The following is an 18042-nucleotide window of genomic DNA, read 5'->3' as shown; positions in this document are numbered from 1 at the left end:
CGGGAGCGCGGCATGACCGACGATACTTTCATCGAGGGACCTCTCTACGAGAAGCGCAAGAAGGTCTATCCGCAGTCGGTCCGCGGGCCCTTCCGCCGCATCAAATGGGCGATCCTCTGCGTCACGCTCGGCACCTATTATCTGCTGCCGTTCGTACGCTGGAATCGCGGCCCCGGCCTGCCGGATCAGGCCGTGCTGATCGACTTCCCGCATCGCCGCTTCTATTTTTTCTTCATCGAGCTGTGGCCGCAGGAGGTGTACTACTTCACCGGTCTGCTGATCATCGCGGCGATGACGCTGTTCCTGATGAACGCGGTCGCAGGCCGGCTGTGGTGCGGCTACATGTGTCCGCAGACGGTTTGGACCGATCTGTTCTACGCAGTGGAGCGCTGGGTCGAGGGCGACCGGCGCGAGCGCATGCTGGGCGACAAGCGCGGCTGGACATTCGATCACATCCGAAAAGTTGCCCTGAAGCACTTCCTCTGGATCATGATCGCCTGGTGGACCGGCGGCGCCTGGGTGCTCTATTTCGCCGGTGCGCCGACGCTGGTGAAGGAGCTCGCGACGTTGCAGGCTCCATTCATCGCCTATCTCTGGATCGGCATCCTGACTGCCACGACCTACCTCTTCGCAGGCCACGCCCGCGAGCAGATGTGCATCTACATGTGCCCGTGGCCCCGCATCCAGGCGGCGCTGACCGACGAATGGGCGCTCAACGTCACCTATCGCCGCGACCGCGGCGAGCCGCGCATGTCGGTGAAGAAGGCGGAAGTCGCCCGCGCCCATGGCGACGTCGCCGGCGACTGTGTCGACTGCCACCAGTGCATCAATGTCTGCCCGACAGGCGTGGATATCCGCCATGGAATCCAGCTCGGCTGCATCCAGTGCGGCCTGTGCATCGATGCCTGCGACAACGTCATGCGCGAGATCGGTCGGCCCGCCGGCCTGATCGGCTACGACACCGACATCAACATGCAGCGCCGGCGCGACGGCAAGCCGCCGATCTATCGCATCATCCGCCCGCGCACGCTGATCTACGGGGCAGCAATCGCAATCGTCGGCAGCATCATGCTCTACGCACTCGCGACGCGCGCGACCATGGACGTCAACGTGCTGCACGAGCGCAATCCCCTCTTCGTCCAGCTCTCGGATGGCGGGGTGCGCAACGACTATATCGTGCGCATCCTCAACAAGGGCGCAGAACGATCGTTTGTGCTCGAGACCTCGGGACTGCCCGGCGCGACCATTCGCGTCGCCGGCATCGAGGCCGGACCGGACGGCAAGCCGGTCGTCGCGGTCGGCCAGGATCAAACCCGCGAGGTGCGCTTATCCGTGCAGGTCGGCCCGGCACATTTGCCGCAGACGTCCCGCGACATCGACATCACGATCACGGACACTGCCGGGGGCGGACGGGCAAGCGCCCGCGACCATTTCGTCCCGGGTGACCAGTAGCAAGCCTCCGGCGACTCGCCGCCTCTCGGGATGTTCAACGAGACGTTAACACTACTGCTCGAATTGAGGCAGCGTCCCAACGGTATTTTCCAATCTTTGCGCTAAGCATCGCCGTAACGCGGCCTTGGCCCGCGTGAACGGGGACAGGACGTGGTCGACATCGCGCAGCAGGCAGCGGCCAATCCGGCATCGGCAAGGGATGCCGCGCGCGCGCGCGTTCCGCTCACCTCCATCGACCCCGGTCAATGGCGTGCCCTCGCGCAACGCACGATCGAGCCGAACGGCTATTACCTGCCGGGCTGGGAGCTTGCCGTCAGCGCGACCGCGCGCGGCCGCACCGGGGCCTCAGCGCTTGCTGCATTCGACGCATCTTCGATGCGCCTGATCGGGCTGATGCCGGTGATCTCGCTCTGGCGCGCCTGGAAGATTCCCCTGCCCGCGCTGGTGAGCGCGCATCCCTATGGCACGCTGTGCAGCCCGCTGATCGACCGCGACGCCCCGATCGAGGCCGCCACGCGTCTGTTGCAGCAGGCGCGCGAGGTCGGAGCCCATGCGCTCGTGCTGAATGACGTTGCGCTCGACGGCGCTGCGATGACCGCTCTCAACCAGGTTCTGAATCGTGATGGCCTGAAGCCGAGAATCCTCAGCTCCTATATCCGCGCCAGCCTCGATGCGACGCAAGACGGCGAGACGCTGTTGCGCGACGCGCTTGGCGCCAAAAAGCTCAAGGAGTTGCGCCGCCTGCGCCATCGCCTGGAGGAACATGGGCCCGTCGCGTTCGAGGTCGCGCGAGGGCGCAACGAGATCAGACCGGCGCTCGAAACATTCCTGCAACTCGAGGCCAGCGGCTGGAAGGGCGAGCGCGGCACCGCGCTGATCCAGCATGCGGGCGATGCGACCTTCATCCGCCGCGCCGTCGCGGCGCTGGCGGAAACCGCGCAGTGCGAGATCGTCAAGCTTCGTGCCGGCATGACGCCGGTCGCCGCCGGAATCGTGCTGCGGCACCAGGACCGCGCCTTCTTCTTCAAGCTCGGCATCGACGAGCGCTTTGCGAAATATTCGCCGGGCGTGCAGCTCACGCTCGACCTCACCCGCCACCTCTGCGCCGATCCCGCCATCGCTAGCGCGGATTCGATGGCGAGTGCCGATCACCCCATGATCAATCCGATCTGGCGGGGACGCTTCGCTATCGGTGACGTGCTGATCCCGCTGCGGCGGAATGATCCGGTCGTCGCGCTCATTCATGCTGCGCTGACCGGCCTCAACGTCGCGCATCAGGCCGCGCGACGCGTGGTCCATCGGCTCCGCAAATAAGCGAAAGACTACTCCGCCGCCTGCGCGTTGATCTCCGCCGAGACCTGGCGGATCGCGCGGGCGAGCAAGTTGGGATCCTGCGCGCCGGAGACGGCGTATTTCTGTGCGAACACATAGGTCGGCACGCCGGAGATGCCTTTCTCGGCGGCCTCCTGCGCGTCCGCCGACACGCGTGCGACGTCCTCGTCGGTGGCAAGGCGCTTGCGCACATCGTCGGCATCGAGGCCGATGTCAGCGGCTGCCTGCACCAGCACGTTCACGTCGGTGAGATCGCCGCCGTCGCGGAAATAGAGCTCCATCAGGCGCTGCTTCATCTCGGGCGCCTTGCCGATCGCCTCGGCCCAGAGGATCAGGCGATGGCAGTCGGTCGTGTTGGGCTGACGCGCCACCATCTCGGGCCGGTAGACGAGGCCCTCCTCGCTCGCAGCTGCGACGACGCGCCCGGCAATGCCTTTGTAGGCTTCGACCGAGCCGAACTTCTTGGTGAGATAATCCTCACGGCTGATGCCCTCGCGCGGCACCCAGGGATTGAGGAAGAACGGGCGAAAATTGAGCTTGACCGGAACATCGGGCACGAGCGCCAACGCGCTCTCGATCCGGTGCTTGCCGATATAGCACCAGGGGCACACCACGTCGGAGACGACATCGATCTGGAGCGGTTTCAGCGTGCTCATGGGCGGCGCCTCCTTCGGGCGATGCGGGTTTGACCCAAGATAAGCCGAACCTGTCCCGAGGCAAGGGCGCCAGATGAGAGCGCTAGGTCATGGCTGCCGCCATCTGCTTCAGCCGCTCCGCGGTACGCTCATCGGCCGGAAAGAACGTCTCCAGCGCCAGCTCCGACAACGTAATGTCCACGGGCGTGCCGAACACCATGGTGGTAGAGAAGAAACTTAGTATCTCTCCGTCATGACGCAGCTTGAAGGGAATGGCGACATTATCGCTCGACAGCGGGGCCGCGCGCGCAGGGATAGGATAGCCCTTCAGGTCGTTATAGAGCTTGATCAACTCAGGGTCGGCCGTCGCCTCGCATTGCCGGTGCAGCCGCTCGAGCAGATGCCCGCACCATTCCGCGAGATTGACCGTGCGCGGCGCCAGCGCCTCCGGATGGAACGCGAGCCGCAGCACGTTGAAGGGCTGGCCGAGCAGGTGCTGCGGGATGCCGTCGAGCACCGGCGCCACCATGCGATTGGCCGAGACCAGGTTCCAATGCCGGTCCACCGCCAGGGCCGGATTGGGCTCATGCGCTCTGAGGACGAGGTCGATCGCCTGGCGGGCTGATTTCAAGGCAGGATCCTCCAGGGTGCGCTGCGGGAAGGCCGGCGCATAGCCGGCCGCGACCAGCAGCACGTTGCGTTCACGTAAGGGCACGTCGAGACGTTCGGCGAGCCTGAGCACCATGTCGCGCGAGGGCGCAGCGCGGCCGGTCTCGACGAAGCTCAAGTGCCGCGCCGAGACCTCGGCCTCGCCGGCGAGATCGAGCTGGCTCATGCGACGGCGCTGCCGCCATTCGCGCAAATGGTCGCCGATATGGACCGGCTGGCTGCGTTCGGCGCGTGCCGTGGATGCATGTGCGTTCATGATCGAAAACCTAGCATGCGGATTTCGGCCCTTCCATTACCCGCGAGGTAATCGAATTGGGGCGCGGACGCGCGCATCTTCGGTTGCAACAGGAGATGACCATGATCGCGCTGCTGCTTTACCGAACCATCGCGGACCACGTCTTGCCCTGGGCCATGGCCTTCGCAACCCGGATGCTGGCGCGCAGCCTCAATATGCCGGAGCCGCTGGTGCATTCGACCGGCGACTACGTCGTCGCGCAGGTCATCGCCTTCGAGCACGGCGTCGGCAGAAGCCTCTGCCCGTTCCGCCTCGCCCGCCTGCTCCGCGCCTGGTGGCGCGGATTGCGGTGATTTCCCCCGACCTCAACCAAGGAGAACCACGATGATCGAAGCATCCACCTTTCTGCGCCGTGCACTGCTCGCCGATGCCGTCTTCAGCGGCGTCGCCGCGCTCGGTTTCACCTTCGGTGCAGGCGCGTTCGCCCCGTTGTTCAATCTGCCGGAAGCGCTGGTGCGTGAGACCGGCCTGTTCCTGATCGCCTACACCGCGCTGGTCGGCTGGCTCGCCGCGCGTGCATCCGTGTCCAAGGCGCTGGTGCTGCTGGTCGTGGTCGGCAACGCGGCCTGGACAGCCGGCAGCATCGCGCTGCTGCTTTCGGGCGCGGTGTCGCCGAATCTCGCGGGCGAGCTGATGGTCGTGGCCCAGGCGATTGCGACCGGCGTGTTCGCCGAGCTACAATATGTGGGGCTGCGGAGGAGCGCGAGTGCGGTGGCGGCGTGAGGCCGCATACATGCTGTCATGCCCCGGCTTGACCGGGCGCCCCAGTATTCCAGAGACAGTAAATGGATACGGAGACGCCGCGGCGTACTGGATGCCCTAAGCCGGGGCATGACAGCTGAGTTAAGGGCTCAAGCTCAGGCCCGCGCGCGGCCGTTCGCTTTGCCGATGGCGTGGCCGTTGAGCTTCTTCTTTTTGGCGGCCTTGCTTTTCGGACTCTTGGCGCCCGCCTTCGTGGCCTTGCGCTCGGCTCGCGCCTTCACCTTGGCGCGTTCGGCCCGCGCCTCGGCGCGCAGCTTCTTGCGCTTTCTCTCGCAGGAATCGCACTTGCAGCCGATCGGCTTCAGATAGGCTTTGAAATAGTCGGTGCCGTAGTCGTAGTTGATCTCGTCGCCCGGCTCGATGTTCTTGATGGCGCGGATGAAGACCTTGCGCTCGCGCGGGCGAACATCGGACTCGGCGTTGGGCCGGCAGGAATGATTGATGTAGCGGGCGAAGTTCTTGCGCACCGATCCGTCGATGGTCCAGCGGCCATTGAGCTCGAACAGATATTTGTTCTCGATCTCGTCGTGCGCCGGAATCCGCGAGTCCAGGATCGGCCCGAAATAGCGGATGATCCGGGTTCCCTTCTTGATCGGCTTGGTGGCGAAAAGGCCGAGCCCGGTCTTGGAGCGGCCGACGCGATAAGGTTTGTTCGAAGAGATGGCTGGCATGATCAAGAGAAAAAGGACGAACGAGGCTGGATGACCCAAGCGAAGCCGCTCTTCTAGAACGATTCCGCGCCGCTGTCAGGTGCCTGATGGCGCTTTTGAGCCTTGCCCACAATCAAGGCGTCTGATGCTACGAAGTTCCAGCTGCGTCGAGCCGCCATCATGATCCCATCCTCATCGCGATGACGATTCATCCTAATCTCATCGCGATTTAGGCTCTTCTCCGGCTCAACAGCCCGCTACACCGGAAGTTTGGTGGTCACGGGCGCCGTCAGCATCGCCTCGAGCAGCCGTTCGGCCGTCGTGCCCTCGGGCAGCCGCTCCAAAATATCCTTGAGCCGCCCGTCGAGCAGCAGCGTGGTGAAGCCGTGCACCATCGACCAGGCGCGGGCGATCGCCGCGCCCTGGTTCAACGTCAGCGCGTCTTCGCTGATCTGCTCCTGCCGCATCATGCCGATCGCATTGGCAAGCCCGGCGAAGGAGGCCTCGGCGGCCTCGTGCAGCGAGGGCCTCGAATAATCGAGCCGTTCGGTGCGGAACATGATGCCGTACATGCCGGGATGGGCCTGCGCATAGGCGACATAGGCCTTCGGCCGCGCCAGCGCGCGCTCGAGCGGCGTGGTGGCAGCATCGCAGGACGAGGCCATCGCGGCGTTGAACTGGCGGAAGCCCACGGCCGCAAGCTCGCTGAGCAGCCCGGTGAGATCGCCGAAATGATGCGTCGGCGCAGCATGCGAGACGCCCGCCTCGCGCGCCACCGCCCGCAATGTCAGGCCGGCAAGCCCGTCGCGCTCCAGCACCCGTTCGGCAGCCTGGAGCAACGCCTCGCGCAAGGCGCCGTGGTGATAGGGTGTCTCGGTCTTCGCGCTCGCCGCGCGGCGCGCCGGACGGGATGCAGCCGTCGACGTCATTTTTCTGGGGGCACGCGAGCTTCGCGCAGTTTCGCTCTTGGTGTCGGTCTTGGCCATTTGCAAGCTATATGACGCAATATTGACAGTGTAAAGATTTCACTTGACGGACGCCGCCATTGGTTCTATTCGATCTTTACGATGTAAAGATCAGGAGGGATACGCCGTGCAGCAGGACGCCGTCACCGAGCGCCGCAACAACATCGCGCCGATCCCGTTCGAGGCCGATGCGCCATTCCTCAACATCATCGGCGAACTGCCGCGCGAGCTGAACGGCACGCTCTATCGCAACGGCCCCAATCCGCAGTTCTCTTCGCCCGGCGCGCATTGGTTCGTGGGCGACGGCATGCTGCACGCCTTCCACCTCGAGAACGGACGCGCCAGCTACCGCAATCGCTGGGTCCGCACCCCGAAATGGCTGGCCGAGCACGACGCCGGCCGCGCCTTGTTCGGCGGCTTCGGCCGCAAGCTGCCCGATGCCCCGGCTGATCTCACCGATGGCGGCGTCGCCAACACCAACATCATCTTCCATGCCGGCAAGCTGCTGGCGCTGGAAGAAGCGCATCTGCCGACCGAGATCGAGCCTGGCACGCTGGCAACGCGCGGCTATCACAACTACCAGGGCCGCGTCGCCGGCAGTTTCACCGCGCATCCGAAGATCGATCCCATCACAGGCGAACTGGTGTTCTTCGGCTACAATGCCGCCGGACCGTTGACGCCTGCCCTCTCCTACGGATCGATCGATGCGTCCGGAAAGGTGACGCGCTTCGAGCGTTTCGAGGCGCCCTATGCCAGCATGGTGCATGACTTCATCGTCACCGCGAACCATGTGCTGTTTCCGATCCTTCCCATCACCGGCAGCATGGAGCGCGCGATGAGTGGACGGCCGCCCTATGCCTGGGAGCCGGACAAAGGCGCCTATGTCGGCGTGATGAAGCGCAACGGCACGGCAAAGGACATCGTCTGGTTTCGAGCTGAGGCCTGCTACGTCTTCCACGTCATGAATGCGTGGGAAGACGATCACCGCATCATCGCCGACGTCATGCAGTTCGAGGAGGCGCCGCTGTTTCCGCATCCCGACGGCCGACCGACGGATCCGGAGAAGTCGCGCGCCCGTCCCTGCCGTTGGACGTTCGATCTCTCGGGCAAAACCGACCGCTTCCAGCAGACTTATCTCGACGATCTCACCGGCGAATTTCCCCGCATCGACGATCGCCGCGCCGGGCTGAGGAGCCGCCACGGCTGGTACGCCTGCGCCAATCCGAGGCTGCCGATGTTCGGCGCGCTCTCAGGCATCGTCCATGTCGACGGCAACGGCAAACGGCTCGGCCATTATCTGCTGCCGGCCGGCGACACCATCTCCGAGCCGGTGTTCGTCGAGAGGTCGAAGGATGCCGCCGAGGGCGACGGTTGGCTGCTCGCGGTGGTCTGGCGCGCGCGGGAGAACCGCAGCGACCTCGCCGTGTTCAACGCCACCGATGTCGAGGCCGGTCCCGTCGCGCTGGTACAGCTCGCCCACCGCGTGCCCGACGGCTTTCACGGCAATTGGGTGGGGGCGTAGCTCTCACCTCGTCATTCCGGGGCGCGCGTTAGCGCGAGCCCGGAATCCATTTCGCCGCGTGTTCTGCCGCTCAATGGATTCCGACGGTTCGCGTCGCCCCGGAATGACAGCGCGGATGTGTCACCCAAGAGATTCCACTTGCACATGCCCTCGATCACCGCGGACTGCCTCGCCGTCCTCGCCCTGGTCTGCGCCGCATTCACATTGCAGACAATCCGGCTGCGGCGAAGCAGCCTTACCTTCTTCAACGGCGGCATCTTGCTCACCATCGGCCTTTTGATCGCCTCCGCGGTGCCGATCCTGTCGCGCCTGCCCTGGGCGGAATTGGCCGATGAGGCCTCCGACCAAGCCGTTGCAGCACTTCATCTTTTAGAGGTCGCTTACGTCATTTTGACATTGTAAAGATTTCACTTGACCCGCGATCACGCCCGGCTTACTTATCTTGACATTGTAAAGATTTGACCCGACCGAGGCGGCTCATGGCGATTTTCCTGATCCTCGCGCCCTACGGCGCCTTCGCGTTGCTGATGCTGGTGACCTCCGCCACGATCAGCGTGTTTGCGGCCGCTGCAATCTGCCTCGCCACGGTCGCAATCGATGTCGTGCGCGGCCGCTCGGTGAAGATCCTGGCCACGGGCTCGGCGATCGTGTTCGCCGCAATCGGCCTCTATCTCGCGCTGCTCGATCCCGCGCTCGGCACGCTCGGCGTCAAGCTGTCGGTCGATCTCGGCATCTTCATCATCTCGCTCGGCTCGATGCTGGTCCGCCGTCCCTTCACGCTGCAATATGCGCTTGAATCGGTCCCGGCCGAAACCGCGGCGATGCCCGGCTTCCTCCGCGCCAATTACGTCATAACCGGCGCCTGGACCGCAGCCGCGCTGTTGATGGCAGCCGCCAATCTCGTGCTACTCTACGTCCCCGGGCTGCCGCTCTGGTCGAGCCTTGCGGTCGCCTTCGCCGCCCGCAACAGCGCGATGTACTTCACAAAGTGGTATCCCGAGTATCGCGAGATCAAGTACGGTGCGCCCGCCCGCGCATTGCCCAACGCTCGCTGAACAGGATCGACGATGAAGAGCGTATTCGCCCGCCTCGCCTCCGACTTCCTTTCCGCCATCGTCTTCCTGGTCATCTACCTCATCACCGACAACGTCGTCCTGGCGACGTCGGTGGCGATTGCCGGTGCAATCGCGCAGGTGATCTATGCCCGCGTCAAGGGACGAGAGCTCAACTACATGACCTATGCGAGCCTCGCGCTCGTGGTCGTGCTGGGCGCGATCACGCTCTTGACCAATGATCCCCGCTTCATGCTGGCAAAGCCCGCGGTCGCGCATTTCGCGATCGGACTCATCATGCTCAAGCGCGGCTGGATGCTGCGCTACATGCCGCCGATCGTCGTCGAGACCGTTCCGGAATATGTGACGGCTGCGGGCTATGCCTGGGCGGTGCTGATGTTCGTGATCGGCGTCGGCGTGATCGCCGTCGCATCGACCGGCGATCTGAAGCTGTGGGCGTTATACCTCACAGTGGTCGCAGGCGGTGCCAAGATCCTGGCCTTTGCCGTGCAGTACGTCGTTCTGCGCCTCATCGTCACCAGCCGCCGGCGCGCTGCTGCCCGCGCCTAAAGCGCGATGTGACCGCGCTTTAGGTTGTTGTTTGAGCATGATCTTTTCGGAAAACCGCTACACACTTTTCCGGATCATGTTCTATGCCTCCAATGCAGCGTTAGGCAGGAGCTGGGAGTTGGGTTATAGGCTCGCCCAGGACTGGCCGCGGATCGTCGCGACCCGCCGGGATTTTGGGAGACAGGAATGGCCGTTGACGGCAACTGGAATCTGACCATGACGACGCCGATGGGCGAGCGCCAGGCGACGCTGAGCCTGAAGGCCGCGGGCGGCGCGCTCACGGGCACGCAAGGCGCGGAAGGTAATACCGCCGAGATTTTCGACGGCACCGTCAGCGGCGACAGCGTCTCCTGGAAAGTCTCGATCACCAACCCGATGCCGCTCACGCTCGAATTTACCGGCACCGTCTCCGGCGACCGCATCAGCGGCGAGATGGGCATCGGCCCGATGGGCAGCTTCCCGTTCACGGGCGCGCGGGCATAAGGCCGCGCAGCAATCATGCGCCTGCTCCGTCTCATCGCGGCGACGATCCTGTGTGTCGCGACACAAGCAGCGCGCGCGGACGACACCGAACCGGCGTGGCGCGCAAGCGCGCTCGCCCTGGTGCCGGCGGGTTATGTCGCCGGCACGGCGTACCGCACCGAAGCCTCGACCGGTTACCTCGCCGTCTATCCGGCGACGTCGAATGACCCGAAGTCGCCGGCTAGCGTGTTCGCTGCGCGCCAGACCCTTGTGGTCGCGCTTACGCCGGACGAGAAGCGCGGGGTATCGGCCGAATTGAAGCCGCGCGTCGAGGCCGATGCGGTCGATGACGACGGCGATTATGCAAAGCTCCACGCCGAGCTGGCGGGCAAGCGCGCGACCCTGCCCGAGGGCACCGAGCCCTGCGATCTCGGCGCCTGGTCCATCGACAAGGATCCGAACGGTCTCAACGTGCGGGCCGAGCCATCAGTGAAGGCGCGCGTGCTCGGCACCCTGCCGCCACCGTATCGACTAAAGCTTGGCGGCAGCGAGAACACGCCCGAGGGCGGCTGGCTCACCGAATTCCGCATCGTCGGTTTCAAGGATGGTTGGTTTCTGATCGAAGGCGCGAAGCCGCCGGGCAAGGATTACGAGGACGAGAAAAAATATCCGCGCAATGCGCCAAAGCCCTATGCCGGACGCGGCTGGGTCGCGGCCAACAAGGTCGGCACGAATTTCGCCAACGGTTACACGCGCGCGGGCGGGCTGTTCCAGGCTCCCTTTGTCGACGCCAAATGGATGCCGGCGCGGCGCGAGCTCGGCGGCCCGATTGACGGTGACGGCGGCCCGAAGCGCCTGCTCGCCTGCAGCGGATATTGGGGTCTCGTCGAGAGCCACGACGGTGTGCGCGGCTGGTGGCGTTCGCTCTGCTCCAACCAGGTCACGAATTGTAGTTGAAGCTTCCGCATCGTCATGGCCGGGCTCGTCCGGCCATCCACGTCTTGTTCGCCGTACCAAGAACGTGGATGCCCGGGACAAGCCCGGGCATGACGATCTTTCGTAAAGCACAGGTGCGATCACCCGCACGCAAGTGCGGATGAAGCAGCTAGCCCAGATTCAACTCCTTGAAGAAATCGTTGCCCTTGTCGTCGATGATGATGAACGCCGGAAAGTCGACGACTTCGATGCGCCAGATCGCTTCCATGCCGAGCTCGGGATATTCGAGCACCTCGACCTTCTTGATGCAGTGCTCAGCAAGGTTCGCCGCAGCGCCGCCGATCGAGCCGAGATAGAAGCCGCCATACTTCTTGCAGGCCTCGCGCACGGCAGGCGCCCGGTTGCCCTTGGCGACCATCACCATCGAGCCGCCGGCAGCCTGGAACTGGTCGACGAAGGAATCCATGCGCCCCGCGGTGGTCGGACCGAACGCGCCGGAGGCGTAGCCGTCGGGCGTCTTGGCCGGGCCGGCATAGTAGACCGGATGGTTCTTGAAATAGTCCGGCAGCGGCTCGCCCTTCTCCAACCGCTCGCGCAGCTTGGCATGGGCGGAGTCGCGCGCGACGATCATGGTGCCGGTCATCGAAACCCGGGTCTTGATTGGGTATTTCGAGAAGGTGGCCAGAATGTCCTTCATCGGCTGGTTGAGGTCGATCTTGACGACCTCACCGCCGAGCGACTGCTCCACCTGCGGCAGATATTGCGCCGGGTTGTGCTCGAGCTCCTCGAGATAAATGCCGTCCCTCGTGATCTTGCCGAGCACCTGGCGGTCGGCCGAACAGGACACGCCAAGCCCGATCGGCAGCGAGGCGCCATGGCGCGGCATGCGGATCACGCGGACGTCGTGGCAGAAATACTTTCCGCCGAACTGCGCGCCGACACCGAGCGACTGCGTCATCTTGTGGATTTCCTTCTCCATCTCGACGTCGCGGAAGGCGTTGCCGTCGGGCGAGCCGTGCGTCGGCAGCGCATCGAGATAGCGCGCCGAGGCGAGCTTCACTGTCTTCATGCACAGCTCGGCCGAGGTGCCGCCGATCACGATGGCGAGGTGATAGGGCGGGCACGCCGCGGTGCCGAGGGTGAGGATCTTTTCCTTCAGGAACGCGAGCAGCCGGTCCTTGGTCAGCACCGAGGGCGTGGCCTGGAACAGAAAGCTCTTGTTGGCGGAGCCGCCGCCCTTCGCCATGAACATGAACTTGTAGGCGTCATCGCCCTCGGCGTAGATCTCGCACTGCGCCGGCATGTTGTTGGCGGTGTTCTTCTCCTCGTACATCGAGAGCGGCGCGACCTGCGAGTAACGCAGATTGCGGCGCAGATAGGCATCGCGCGCGCCCTCCGACAGCGCCGCCTCGTCGTCACCATCGGTGATGACGTTGCAGCCCTTCTTGCCCATGATGATCGCGGTGCCGGTGTCCTGACACATCGGCAACACGCCGCCGGCGGCGATGTTGGCGTTCTTCAAAAAGTCGAGCGCAACGAACTTGTCGTTCGGGCTCGCCTCGCCGTCCTCGAGGATCGCGCGGAGCTGCTTCAGATGGCCAGGCCGCAGATAGTGATTGATGTCACCGAAAGCCGCCTCCGACAGCGCCCGCAGCGCCTCGCGCGACACCACCAGCATGTCCTTGCCCAGGACCTTCTCGACCCTGACGCCCTCGGACGAAATCTTCTTGTAGGGCGTCTCGTCCTTGCCCAGCGGGAACAGCGGAGTGTGCTTGTAGGGCGGAACGGGTTTTGACTGGTCGGGAAAGGCGGTGGGAGCGTTCATGGGGGTCGATCTCGGGGTTTTGGGGCCTCGCGCGGGCCGTCGGCGTAGAAGCGTTCTAAGCCTATTTCCGGCAGAAAAGAAAGGGACCGGTGCGCATGGGAGAGGGTGGCTAGGGCTGGGGAAGGCATTGGCACAGCACGTGGAAAGGCCCGTTCCCACCCTTGCGCTTCGCGTCCGCCGACGCTTGAATGCGCGCCCTAAGGGGCTTTTCATCATGACATTGAACTCGAACGTCCGCGGCGCGATCCTGGTCGCCGCCGCCATCACCGGCCTTGTGGCCCTCACCTCCCCCGCGCGTGCCGACCGCTGCGACGATAGCGCCAAGGAGCTGGCGAACCAGATCGAGCGGCTCAAGGTGAATTTCCGGGCTGCCAACATCGTCTATTTGACACACCCGGCGGCCAAGGAGCTGTCCGTCGGCTGCCGTGGCGACAAATATTCCATCGAGCTCTATGCCAAGGGCGATCGCAAGCCCAAGCCCGAGTTCTATGCGCTGGTGGGGTCGATGGCGGCGATCGTCTTCACCGTGACGAAGGACGACACCACGTCGGGCGCAACACGTTGCCTGAAGCGTATGGGCCTCCTGCGCGGTGACAAGATCAACATGCGTTATCGGCGGCTCAACATGGAATGCACCCGCACCAAGACGGATGCGTCCATCGCGATCACGCGCGGCAAGGACGAATAGACGCGGGGCTCCCCCCGCTCTTGCTGCGGACACAGTGCTCATGTTGCGCGACGCAGCCGGCCACGTACTCCGTCATTGCGAGCGCAGCGAAGCAATCCAGGATCTTTCCCGGAGACAGACTGGATTGCTTCGTCGCATCAGCGCAAAATTGCTACGCAATTTTGTCGCGAGCTCCTCGCAATGACGGTGGAGAGAGCCGCGATTCTCTTAAGACTTGCACGCGCGGAAGCTAAAGGCAGCCCAATCCCACCTCACCCATTCCCTCGTATTTTAGCGATTGCCTTGAAGGAAACTTCGCTCCTTGCGGGGCAGGCTCAGTTGTTTCCATGTGTGAGGATTTGCGGATGAAGGTTTCCACCGTTGCGCCGCCACCGATCGCGATCGTGGTTCCGAGCTATGACACGACCAAGCAGCAGGACGATCAGGCCAAGGTCAACGACGACGATCCGACCTATAAGCCGCAGCCGCCCGCGCCGCTGCCGCCGGGTCAGGGCACGCGGATCGATCAGCTCGCCTGATCAGGCTTGCCAAAGCTGAAGCGCCCGATCCGGTCGATCGGGCCTTTTGCGCATCCGGCCGCATCTTTGCCGGATAGCAGGACCAAGATCGTGCGCGGTCATCCCGGGACCCTGCGCATGATCGCACGCCTCCTGTTGCAGAACACGATCTTCGTCGTCGGCATGGGCGTGTTGCTGTTCGCGTCCGCCGGAACGCTGCACTGGCCTTCGGCCTGGGTCCTCCTCGCCACCTCCGCCCTGCTCGGTCCGCTCTGCGGCTGGTGGCTCTACCGGATCGATCCGGCTCTACTCGCCGAACGTCTGCGGCCGGTCCTGCAACGGGATCAGCCCGCCGCCGACAAAATGTTCATGACGGTCTTTGTCGTGGCGATGCTGGCCTGCCTGGTCGCGATGGGCCTCGACCGGCGCATTCAATCCTCCGAGATGCCGATTGCGTTCCAAATCCTCGGCCTCGTGCTGTTCCTGGCCTCGACACTGTTCACGATGTGGGTCTTCCGCGAGAACTCGTTTGCCGCGCCCGTGGTGAAGCTCCAGGCCGAGCGCGCACAGCACGTGATCTCGACCGGTCCCCACGCCTATGTCCGGCATCCCATGTACAGCGGCATGGTTCTGTTCTTCACCGGCGTACCGTTGTTGCTTGGGTCGTGGTGGGGACTTGCGATGATACCGCTATTCATCGCCTTGTTCGCGGTCCGCATCCCTATCGAGGAGCGCACCTTGCGCGAGGGCCTGCCAGGCTATGCCGACTATGCGGCGCGGGTGCGCTACCGCCTGGTGCCAGGTCTCTGGTGAGGGCAGATCACTCTGCCGTCCGCACCAGCTAAGCATCCAGCTCGCGATAGCGGCGGAAGATGCCCTGCTCGTTGAAGGCAATGCGGCGGTCGCTGTCGAGATAGGCCTTGATGTTGGGCCGTGCGGCGATGCGGTCGTGCAGGCCGAGGAGGCCCGGGATATCTGTCTCGAACGCCTTCATGCGCTTGGGGAACGCATAGCGCAGCCCCGCGACGATCTGGAACAGCGAGAGATCGACATAGGTCAGTCTGCGGCCCGTGACATAGGCGCCGCCACTCTCGGTGAGAAGCTGCTCGAAATAGCCGAGATATTTCGGCACGCGCTCGCTCCAGAAATCGGCGGTGCGCTTCTTCGCCGGCGGCTTCTGATCTTCGTAGTAGAGCGAGGGCCCGAGCGGATGATGGGTGTCGTGGATCTCGACGACGAGGTCGGTGATGGTGAGCTGAAGCTGGTGCACCCAGAGCCTGCCGCCTTCGGTCTTCGGCGCGAGGCCATGGCGGGCGCCGAGATACAGCAGGATGTTGGCGGTCTGGCCGATGACGAGCTTGCCCGCTTTCAGGAATGGCGGGGCAAAGGGCGGCGTGCCCTCATGCGCGTCCATCATCTTCATCATCGCAGCTGTCCCGCGCGGTCCGCGCGCGACATCGACGTAGGCGGCGCCCGCTTCCTCCAGCGCCAGCCGCACATATTCGCCGCGGCCCTGGATCTCGGGCCAGTAATAGAGCTCGTATTTCATGGGAGGAGTCCGTGAGCGTTGCGGGCGACGGGACCAATGTAACACGTAGCCGAAAGTTCCGTCGGAGTGGTGCGGGACAGCCGCATCACATACACCGTCATTGCGAGCGCAGCGAAGCAATCCAGACTGTCTCCGCGGAGGGATTCTGGATTGCTTCGTCGCTTCAGCGCAAAATTGCTTCGCAATTTTGTCGCTACGCTCCTCGCAATGACGGAAGAGACAGCTCGCGTCTCAATTCGCCGCGAAACAATACAGCAGGCCGTCGCCGCCGGTGCTCTTTAGATCGGCCTGCGAGCAGCCACCGTCGGGACCGCGCGAGGGGTGAGAGCTGTTCCAAGATTTCGAGGGCTCGTCGTCGCGCAGACCTCGTCGATCGAGATGGCCGACCATCGCGGCGCCCTGCGTGCTCGATGTCCAGTTCTTGCAGGTGCGATCGTCCGGACCGGCAAAAGCGGTGCCGTCTGGTTGCGATCCCGTGAGCACGTCATGCCGGTTTGGCTGGTCGCCAACACCATTGATCCCCTCGCCCTTCTCGCTGAGCGCGGTCTGCTTGGTGAGGTTGTTGGCCGCGCCGTGCAGGTCGGCAACATCCTTGGCGATCACCGCGCCCTTGGCGTTCTGCCACGGTCCCTTGCCGATGCGGTCCCGGGCGTTGACCGCCGGCTTGCCGTCGGCTGCCTGTGTCGAGAGATAGGCGCGCCAGGTCTTGGTGCCGGCGCCTGCGGCTTGTGCAAGCTTTTGGCATTGCGCGTCGGCTCCCTCGAGGCCGCCGAGATCGGCACCCTTGCCGGGGCCGTTGGACGTCACGAAGAACGTCATGTCGGCCGATTGCGCCTGCGCCGACGGCGCCGCGAGCAAGGCCATTGCGAGCGCGAGGCCTGAAATCGTCACGGATCTCTCGGTGCGGATCATATTGTCCTCCGGTTGTACTTGTCGTTGGCCGCCTGATTTCAACCCGACGCACGCCCGCTTATTCCGATGCGGGGCGCCCAAAAGAAGAGGCGTCCAAAAGAAAAAGGCGCCGTGCGGGAGCACGACGCCTTGGTTCCTCGTGTCGCGAGCGATCAGTTGGTCTGCTGGATCGCCGACAATTCCCAGCCGGTACTCGGCCGGCGGGCGAACGTCCAGATCTCGGTCGCCTCGCCCGGCTGCTCGCTACCGGCCACGACTGCGCCGGTGTTGCGGTCGATCGTCTTGTCGATGAGCGCGAAGCGCAGCGCCACCGTGGCGTAGTCCGTCTCGCCTTCGCGCCAGGCTTCCGCGAGGTCGCCCTGCAACAGCTTGACGTTGGTCACCTTGTTGACGACGTTGCGCGCGCGGTTCTGGCCGAGATCCTGCTCGAAATAGGAGACCATCTCCGGCGTCGCGAGCGTGTGCAGCTTGGCCACGTCCTCGTTCGACCAGGCGGTCTGGATTTCGCCGAGCAGGCGCTCGAACGCCTCATAGTCGTCAGGCTTGATCTCGAGCGGCGCGCTGTTGGCGCCGAAGCCGAAGCCACCAAGACCGCTGCGATAGTTCGGCTGCGGTCCCTGGCCTGCGCCCGCATTAGCATTGGCATAGGCCGGCTGCGACGTGTGGCGGCGCTGCCACCAGGACATCGCCAGCCGCACCACGAGCACCACCAGCGCGATCTGGATGATCAGGCCCAGGATCGAGGACAGTCCGCCAAGGCCGCCGAACAGGCCGCCGCCGAACAGCATGCCGAGCAGGCCGGCGCCGAGGAAGCCGGCCGCAAGGCCGCCCAGGAAGCCGCCGCCGCGGCCGAACAGGCCGCCGCGCGCCGGCGCGGTCGCGGCCGAATTCATGCCTGCGCCCGGCTGGGTGTAGGTGCGGTTGAACTGCGAGGTGGAGCCCGGCGCAGTCGTGGTCGACGGCGGCGCCGAATAGGTGCGCGAGCCGCGCGAACCCGACGAGAAGCCGCCGCCGACGCGGGCGTCAGCGGAGGAGATCGCCAGTGCGGTCGGCAGCGCAAGCGCCAGCACGACGGCAATGGTCTTGAAGAGACTGCGGGAGCGTTGCGAGAAAGTCATGTGCGTTTCCCAAATCCCCGGCATGGGGACGTGCGCTTAAGATGGGCAGACTTCCCGAAAAGTGAAGCCGGTTTCGGAACCTATTGCTGCGGCCCTCAGTCGCGGGGATGTGGCAAAAACCCATATTTGGCGGGGGTTTGGCCGCATTTGG

Annotated in this window: 22 protein-coding genes; 13 read left to right on the top strand and 9 right to left on the bottom strand. The window is 64.4% G+C overall.

The window, feature by feature from the left end:
- Window positions 1-12 precede the first annotated feature (12 nt).
- Window positions 13-1452 carry a cytochrome c oxidase accessory protein CcoG gene (ccoG, locus tag AAE027_RS24040; protein WP_370988854.1) on the top strand — a complete coding sequence of 480 codons (1440 nt, stop codon included), beginning with the start codon at window positions 13-15 and terminating at the stop codon, window positions 1450-1452.
- A 150-nt stretch (window positions 1453-1602) separates the two neighbouring features.
- The gene (locus tag AAE027_RS24035) at window positions 1603-2766 is read left to right on the top strand and encodes a GNAT family N-acetyltransferase (protein ID WP_370988853.1); all 1164 of its coding nucleotides are present in this window, start codon (window positions 1603-1605) and stop codon (window positions 2764-2766) included.
- Window positions 2767-2774: 8 nt separating this feature from the next.
- Here AAE027_RS24035 and AAE027_RS24030 read toward each other — a convergent pair whose 3' ends face one another.
- Together AAE027_RS24030 and AAE027_RS24025 are read right to left on the bottom strand one after the other, a co-directional pair.
- A complete protein-coding gene (locus AAE027_RS24030) occupies window positions 2775-3440 on the bottom strand; it encodes a DsbA family oxidoreductase (protein ID WP_370988852.1) in 666 nt (221 codons plus the stop codon).
- Window positions 3441-3522: 82 nt separating this feature from the next.
- A complete protein-coding gene (locus AAE027_RS24025) occupies window positions 3523-4344 on the bottom strand; it encodes a helix-turn-helix domain-containing protein (RefSeq protein WP_370988851.1) in 822 nt (273 codons plus the stop codon).
- A 101-nt stretch (window positions 4345-4445) separates the two neighbouring features.
- Between AAE027_RS24025 and AAE027_RS24020 the strand changes: the two genes are divergently transcribed.
- Together AAE027_RS24020 and AAE027_RS24015 are read left to right on the top strand one after the other, a co-directional pair.
- The gene (locus AAE027_RS24020) at window positions 4446-4676 is read left to right on the top strand and encodes a hypothetical protein (protein ID WP_206734357.1); all 231 of its coding nucleotides are present in this window, start codon (window positions 4446-4448) and stop codon (window positions 4674-4676) included.
- A gap of 31 nt (window positions 4677-4707) precedes the next feature.
- Complete coding sequence (locus AAE027_RS24015; RefSeq protein WP_370988850.1) at window positions 4708-5106, top strand: hypothetical protein; 399 nt, start codon at window positions 4708-4710, stop codon at window positions 5104-5106.
- A 134-nt stretch (window positions 5107-5240) separates the two neighbouring features.
- On the opposite strand, the gene AAE027_RS24010 is transcribed toward AAE027_RS24015, so the two are convergent.
- From AAE027_RS24010 to AAE027_RS24000, 3 genes are read right to left on the bottom strand one after another with little or no spacing between them, the layout of a single operon-like run.
- Window positions 5241-5816, bottom strand: a complete 576-nt coding sequence (locus AAE027_RS24010) for an SET domain-containing protein (protein ID WP_370988849.1) — start codon at window positions 5814-5816, stop codon at window positions 5241-5243.
- A gap of 53 nt (window positions 5817-5869) precedes the next feature.
- The gene (locus AAE027_RS24005) at window positions 5870-6007 is read right to left on the bottom strand and encodes a hypothetical protein (RefSeq protein ID WP_370988848.1); all 138 of its coding nucleotides are present in this window, start codon (window positions 6005-6007) and stop codon (window positions 5870-5872) included.
- Window positions 6008-6052: 45 nt separating this feature from the next.
- Window positions 6053-6781, bottom strand: coding sequence for a TetR/AcrR family transcriptional regulator (locus AAE027_RS24000; protein ID WP_370988847.1), 729 nt, complete (start codon window positions 6779-6781; stop codon window positions 6053-6055).
- A 106-nt stretch (window positions 6782-6887) separates the two neighbouring features.
- Here AAE027_RS24000 and AAE027_RS23995 point away from each other — a divergent pair, with 106 nt between their 5' ends.
- The 6 genes from AAE027_RS23995 (at window position 6888) to AAE027_RS23970 (ending at window position 11323) form a co-directional block, all read left to right on the top strand.
- Complete coding sequence (locus tag AAE027_RS23995; RefSeq protein WP_370988846.1) at window positions 6888-8282, top strand: carotenoid oxygenase family protein; 1395 nt, start codon at window positions 6888-6890, stop codon at window positions 8280-8282.
- A 138-nt stretch (window positions 8283-8420) separates the two neighbouring features.
- The gene (locus tag AAE027_RS23990; RefSeq protein WP_370988845.1) at window positions 8421-8684 is read left to right on the top strand and encodes a hypothetical protein; all 264 of its coding nucleotides are present in this window, start codon (window positions 8421-8423) and stop codon (window positions 8682-8684) included.
- Window positions 8685-8761: 77 nt separating this feature from the next.
- Window positions 8762-9337: a hypothetical protein gene (locus tag AAE027_RS23985; protein WP_370988844.1), complete on the top strand. Its 576-nt coding sequence runs from the start codon at window positions 8762-8764 to the stop codon at window positions 9335-9337.
- 12 nt (window positions 9338-9349) lie between these two features.
- The gene (locus tag AAE027_RS23980) at window positions 9350-9904 is read left to right on the top strand and encodes an inner membrane-spanning protein YciB (protein ID WP_091889145.1); all 555 of its coding nucleotides are present in this window, start codon (window positions 9350-9352) and stop codon (window positions 9902-9904) included.
- A 186-nt stretch (window positions 9905-10090) separates the two neighbouring features.
- Window positions 10091-10387: a hypothetical protein gene (locus AAE027_RS23975; protein ID WP_370988843.1), complete on the top strand. Its 297-nt coding sequence runs from the start codon at window positions 10091-10093 to the stop codon at window positions 10385-10387.
- Between the two features lie 15 nt (window positions 10388-10402).
- A complete protein-coding gene (locus AAE027_RS23970) occupies window positions 10403-11323 on the top strand; it encodes an SH3 domain-containing protein (RefSeq protein ID WP_370988842.1) in 921 nt (306 codons plus the stop codon).
- Window positions 11324-11471: 148 nt separating this feature from the next.
- On the opposite strand, the gene AAE027_RS23965 is transcribed toward AAE027_RS23970, so the two are convergent.
- Window positions 11472-13127 carry a fumarate hydratase gene (locus AAE027_RS23965; protein ID WP_370988841.1) on the bottom strand — a complete coding sequence of 552 codons (1656 nt, stop codon included), beginning with the start codon at window positions 13125-13127 and terminating at the stop codon, window positions 11472-11474.
- Window positions 13128-13341: 214 nt separating this feature from the next.
- Between AAE027_RS23965 and AAE027_RS23960 the strand changes: the two genes are divergently transcribed.
- From AAE027_RS23960 to AAE027_RS23950, 3 genes are all read left to right on the top strand, one after another.
- Window positions 13342-13815: a hypothetical protein gene (locus tag AAE027_RS23960; protein WP_370988840.1), complete on the top strand. Its 474-nt coding sequence runs from the start codon at window positions 13342-13344 to the stop codon at window positions 13813-13815.
- A 344-nt stretch (window positions 13816-14159) separates the two neighbouring features.
- The gene (locus AAE027_RS23955; RefSeq protein ID WP_164934497.1) at window positions 14160-14333 is read left to right on the top strand and encodes a hypothetical protein; all 174 of its coding nucleotides are present in this window, start codon (window positions 14160-14162) and stop codon (window positions 14331-14333) included.
- A gap of 117 nt (window positions 14334-14450) precedes the next feature.
- Window positions 14451-15125, top strand: coding sequence for a methyltransferase family protein (locus AAE027_RS23950; protein ID WP_370988839.1), 675 nt, complete (start codon window positions 14451-14453; stop codon window positions 15123-15125).
- Between the two features lie 28 nt (window positions 15126-15153).
- Here AAE027_RS23950 and AAE027_RS23945 read toward each other — a convergent pair whose 3' ends face one another.
- The 3 genes from AAE027_RS23945 to AAE027_RS23935 all read right to left on the bottom strand — a co-directional run bounded on the left by AAE027_RS23945 (window position 15154) and on the right by AAE027_RS23935 (window position 17915).
- Window positions 15154-15861, bottom strand: a complete 708-nt coding sequence (locus AAE027_RS23945; RefSeq protein WP_370988838.1) for a glutathione S-transferase — start codon at window positions 15859-15861, stop codon at window positions 15154-15156.
- Between the two features lie 231 nt (window positions 15862-16092).
- The gene (locus AAE027_RS23940; RefSeq protein ID WP_370988837.1) at window positions 16093-16773 is read right to left on the bottom strand and encodes a lectin; all 681 of its coding nucleotides are present in this window, start codon (window positions 16771-16773) and stop codon (window positions 16093-16095) included.
- A gap of 152 nt (window positions 16774-16925) precedes the next feature.
- Window positions 16926-17915 (bottom strand): Tim44 domain-containing protein, encoded by a 990-nt coding sequence (locus AAE027_RS23935; RefSeq protein WP_370988836.1) that lies wholly within the window; start codon window positions 17913-17915, stop codon window positions 16926-16928.
- Window positions 17916-18042: the final 127 nt, after the last annotated feature.

The organism is Bradyrhizobium sp. DN3 (assembly GCF_041357655.1).
Classification (GTDB): Bacteria; Pseudomonadota; Alphaproteobacteria; order Rhizobiales; family Xanthobacteraceae; genus Bradyrhizobium.
Note: the sequence above shows the minus strand (reverse complement) of the source record. Positions and strands in the feature narration are given on the sequence as shown.

Excerpts from the sequence above, each read along its gene's own strand:
- ccoG (WP_370988854.1), top strand. The coding sequence starts at position 13 with ATGACCGACGATACTTTCATCGAGGGACCTCTCTACGAGAAGCGCAAG.
- AAE027_RS24030 (WP_370988852.1), bottom strand. The coding sequence starts at position 3,440 with ATGAGCACGCTGAAACCGCTCCAGATCGATGTCGTCTCCGACGTGGTG.
- AAE027_RS24025 (WP_370988851.1), bottom strand. The coding sequence starts at position 4,344 with ATGAACGCACATGCATCCACGGCACGCGCCGAACGCAGCCAGCCGGTC.
- AAE027_RS24020 (WP_206734357.1), top strand. The coding sequence starts at position 4,446 with ATGATCGCGCTGCTGCTTTACCGAACCATCGCGGACCACGTCTTGCCC.
- AAE027_RS24015 (WP_370988850.1), top strand. The coding sequence starts at position 4,708 with ATGATCGAAGCATCCACCTTTCTGCGCCGTGCACTGCTCGCCGATGCC.
- AAE027_RS24010 (WP_370988849.1), bottom strand. The coding sequence starts at position 5,816 with ATGCCAGCCATCTCTTCGAACAAACCTTATCGCGTCGGCCGCTCCAAG.
- AAE027_RS24005 (WP_370988848.1), bottom strand. The coding sequence starts at position 6,007 with ATGAATCGTCATCGCGATGAGGATGGGATCATGATGGCGGCTCGACGC.
- AAE027_RS24000 (WP_370988847.1), bottom strand. The coding sequence starts at position 6,781 with ATGGCCAAGACCGACACCAAGAGCGAAACTGCGCGAAGCTCGCGTGCC.
- AAE027_RS23985 (WP_370988844.1), top strand. The coding sequence starts at position 8,762 with ATGGCGATTTTCCTGATCCTCGCGCCCTACGGCGCCTTCGCGTTGCTG.
- AAE027_RS23980 (WP_091889145.1), top strand. The coding sequence starts at position 9,350 with ATGAAGAGCGTATTCGCCCGCCTCGCCTCCGACTTCCTTTCCGCCATC.
- AAE027_RS23975 (WP_370988843.1), top strand. The coding sequence starts at position 10,091 with ATGGCCGTTGACGGCAACTGGAATCTGACCATGACGACGCCGATGGGC.
- AAE027_RS23970 (WP_370988842.1), top strand. The coding sequence starts at position 10,403 with ATGCGCCTGCTCCGTCTCATCGCGGCGACGATCCTGTGTGTCGCGACA.
- AAE027_RS23965 (WP_370988841.1), bottom strand. The coding sequence starts at position 13,127 with ATGAACGCTCCCACCGCCTTTCCCGACCAGTCAAAACCCGTTCCGCCC.
- AAE027_RS23960 (WP_370988840.1), top strand. The coding sequence starts at position 13,342 with ATGACATTGAACTCGAACGTCCGCGGCGCGATCCTGGTCGCCGCCGCC.
- AAE027_RS23955 (WP_164934497.1), top strand. The coding sequence starts at position 14,160 with ATGAAGGTTTCCACCGTTGCGCCGCCACCGATCGCGATCGTGGTTCCG.
- AAE027_RS23950 (WP_370988839.1), top strand. The coding sequence starts at position 14,451 with ATGATCGCACGCCTCCTGTTGCAGAACACGATCTTCGTCGTCGGCATG.
- AAE027_RS23945 (WP_370988838.1), bottom strand. The coding sequence starts at position 15,861 with ATGAAATACGAGCTCTATTACTGGCCCGAGATCCAGGGCCGCGGCGAA.
- AAE027_RS23940 (WP_370988837.1), bottom strand. The coding sequence starts at position 16,773 with ATGATCCGCACCGAGAGATCCGTGACGATTTCAGGCCTCGCGCTCGCA.
- AAE027_RS23935 (WP_370988836.1), bottom strand. The coding sequence starts at position 17,915 with ATGCCGGGGATTTGGGAAACGCACATGACTTTCTCGCAACGCTCCCGC.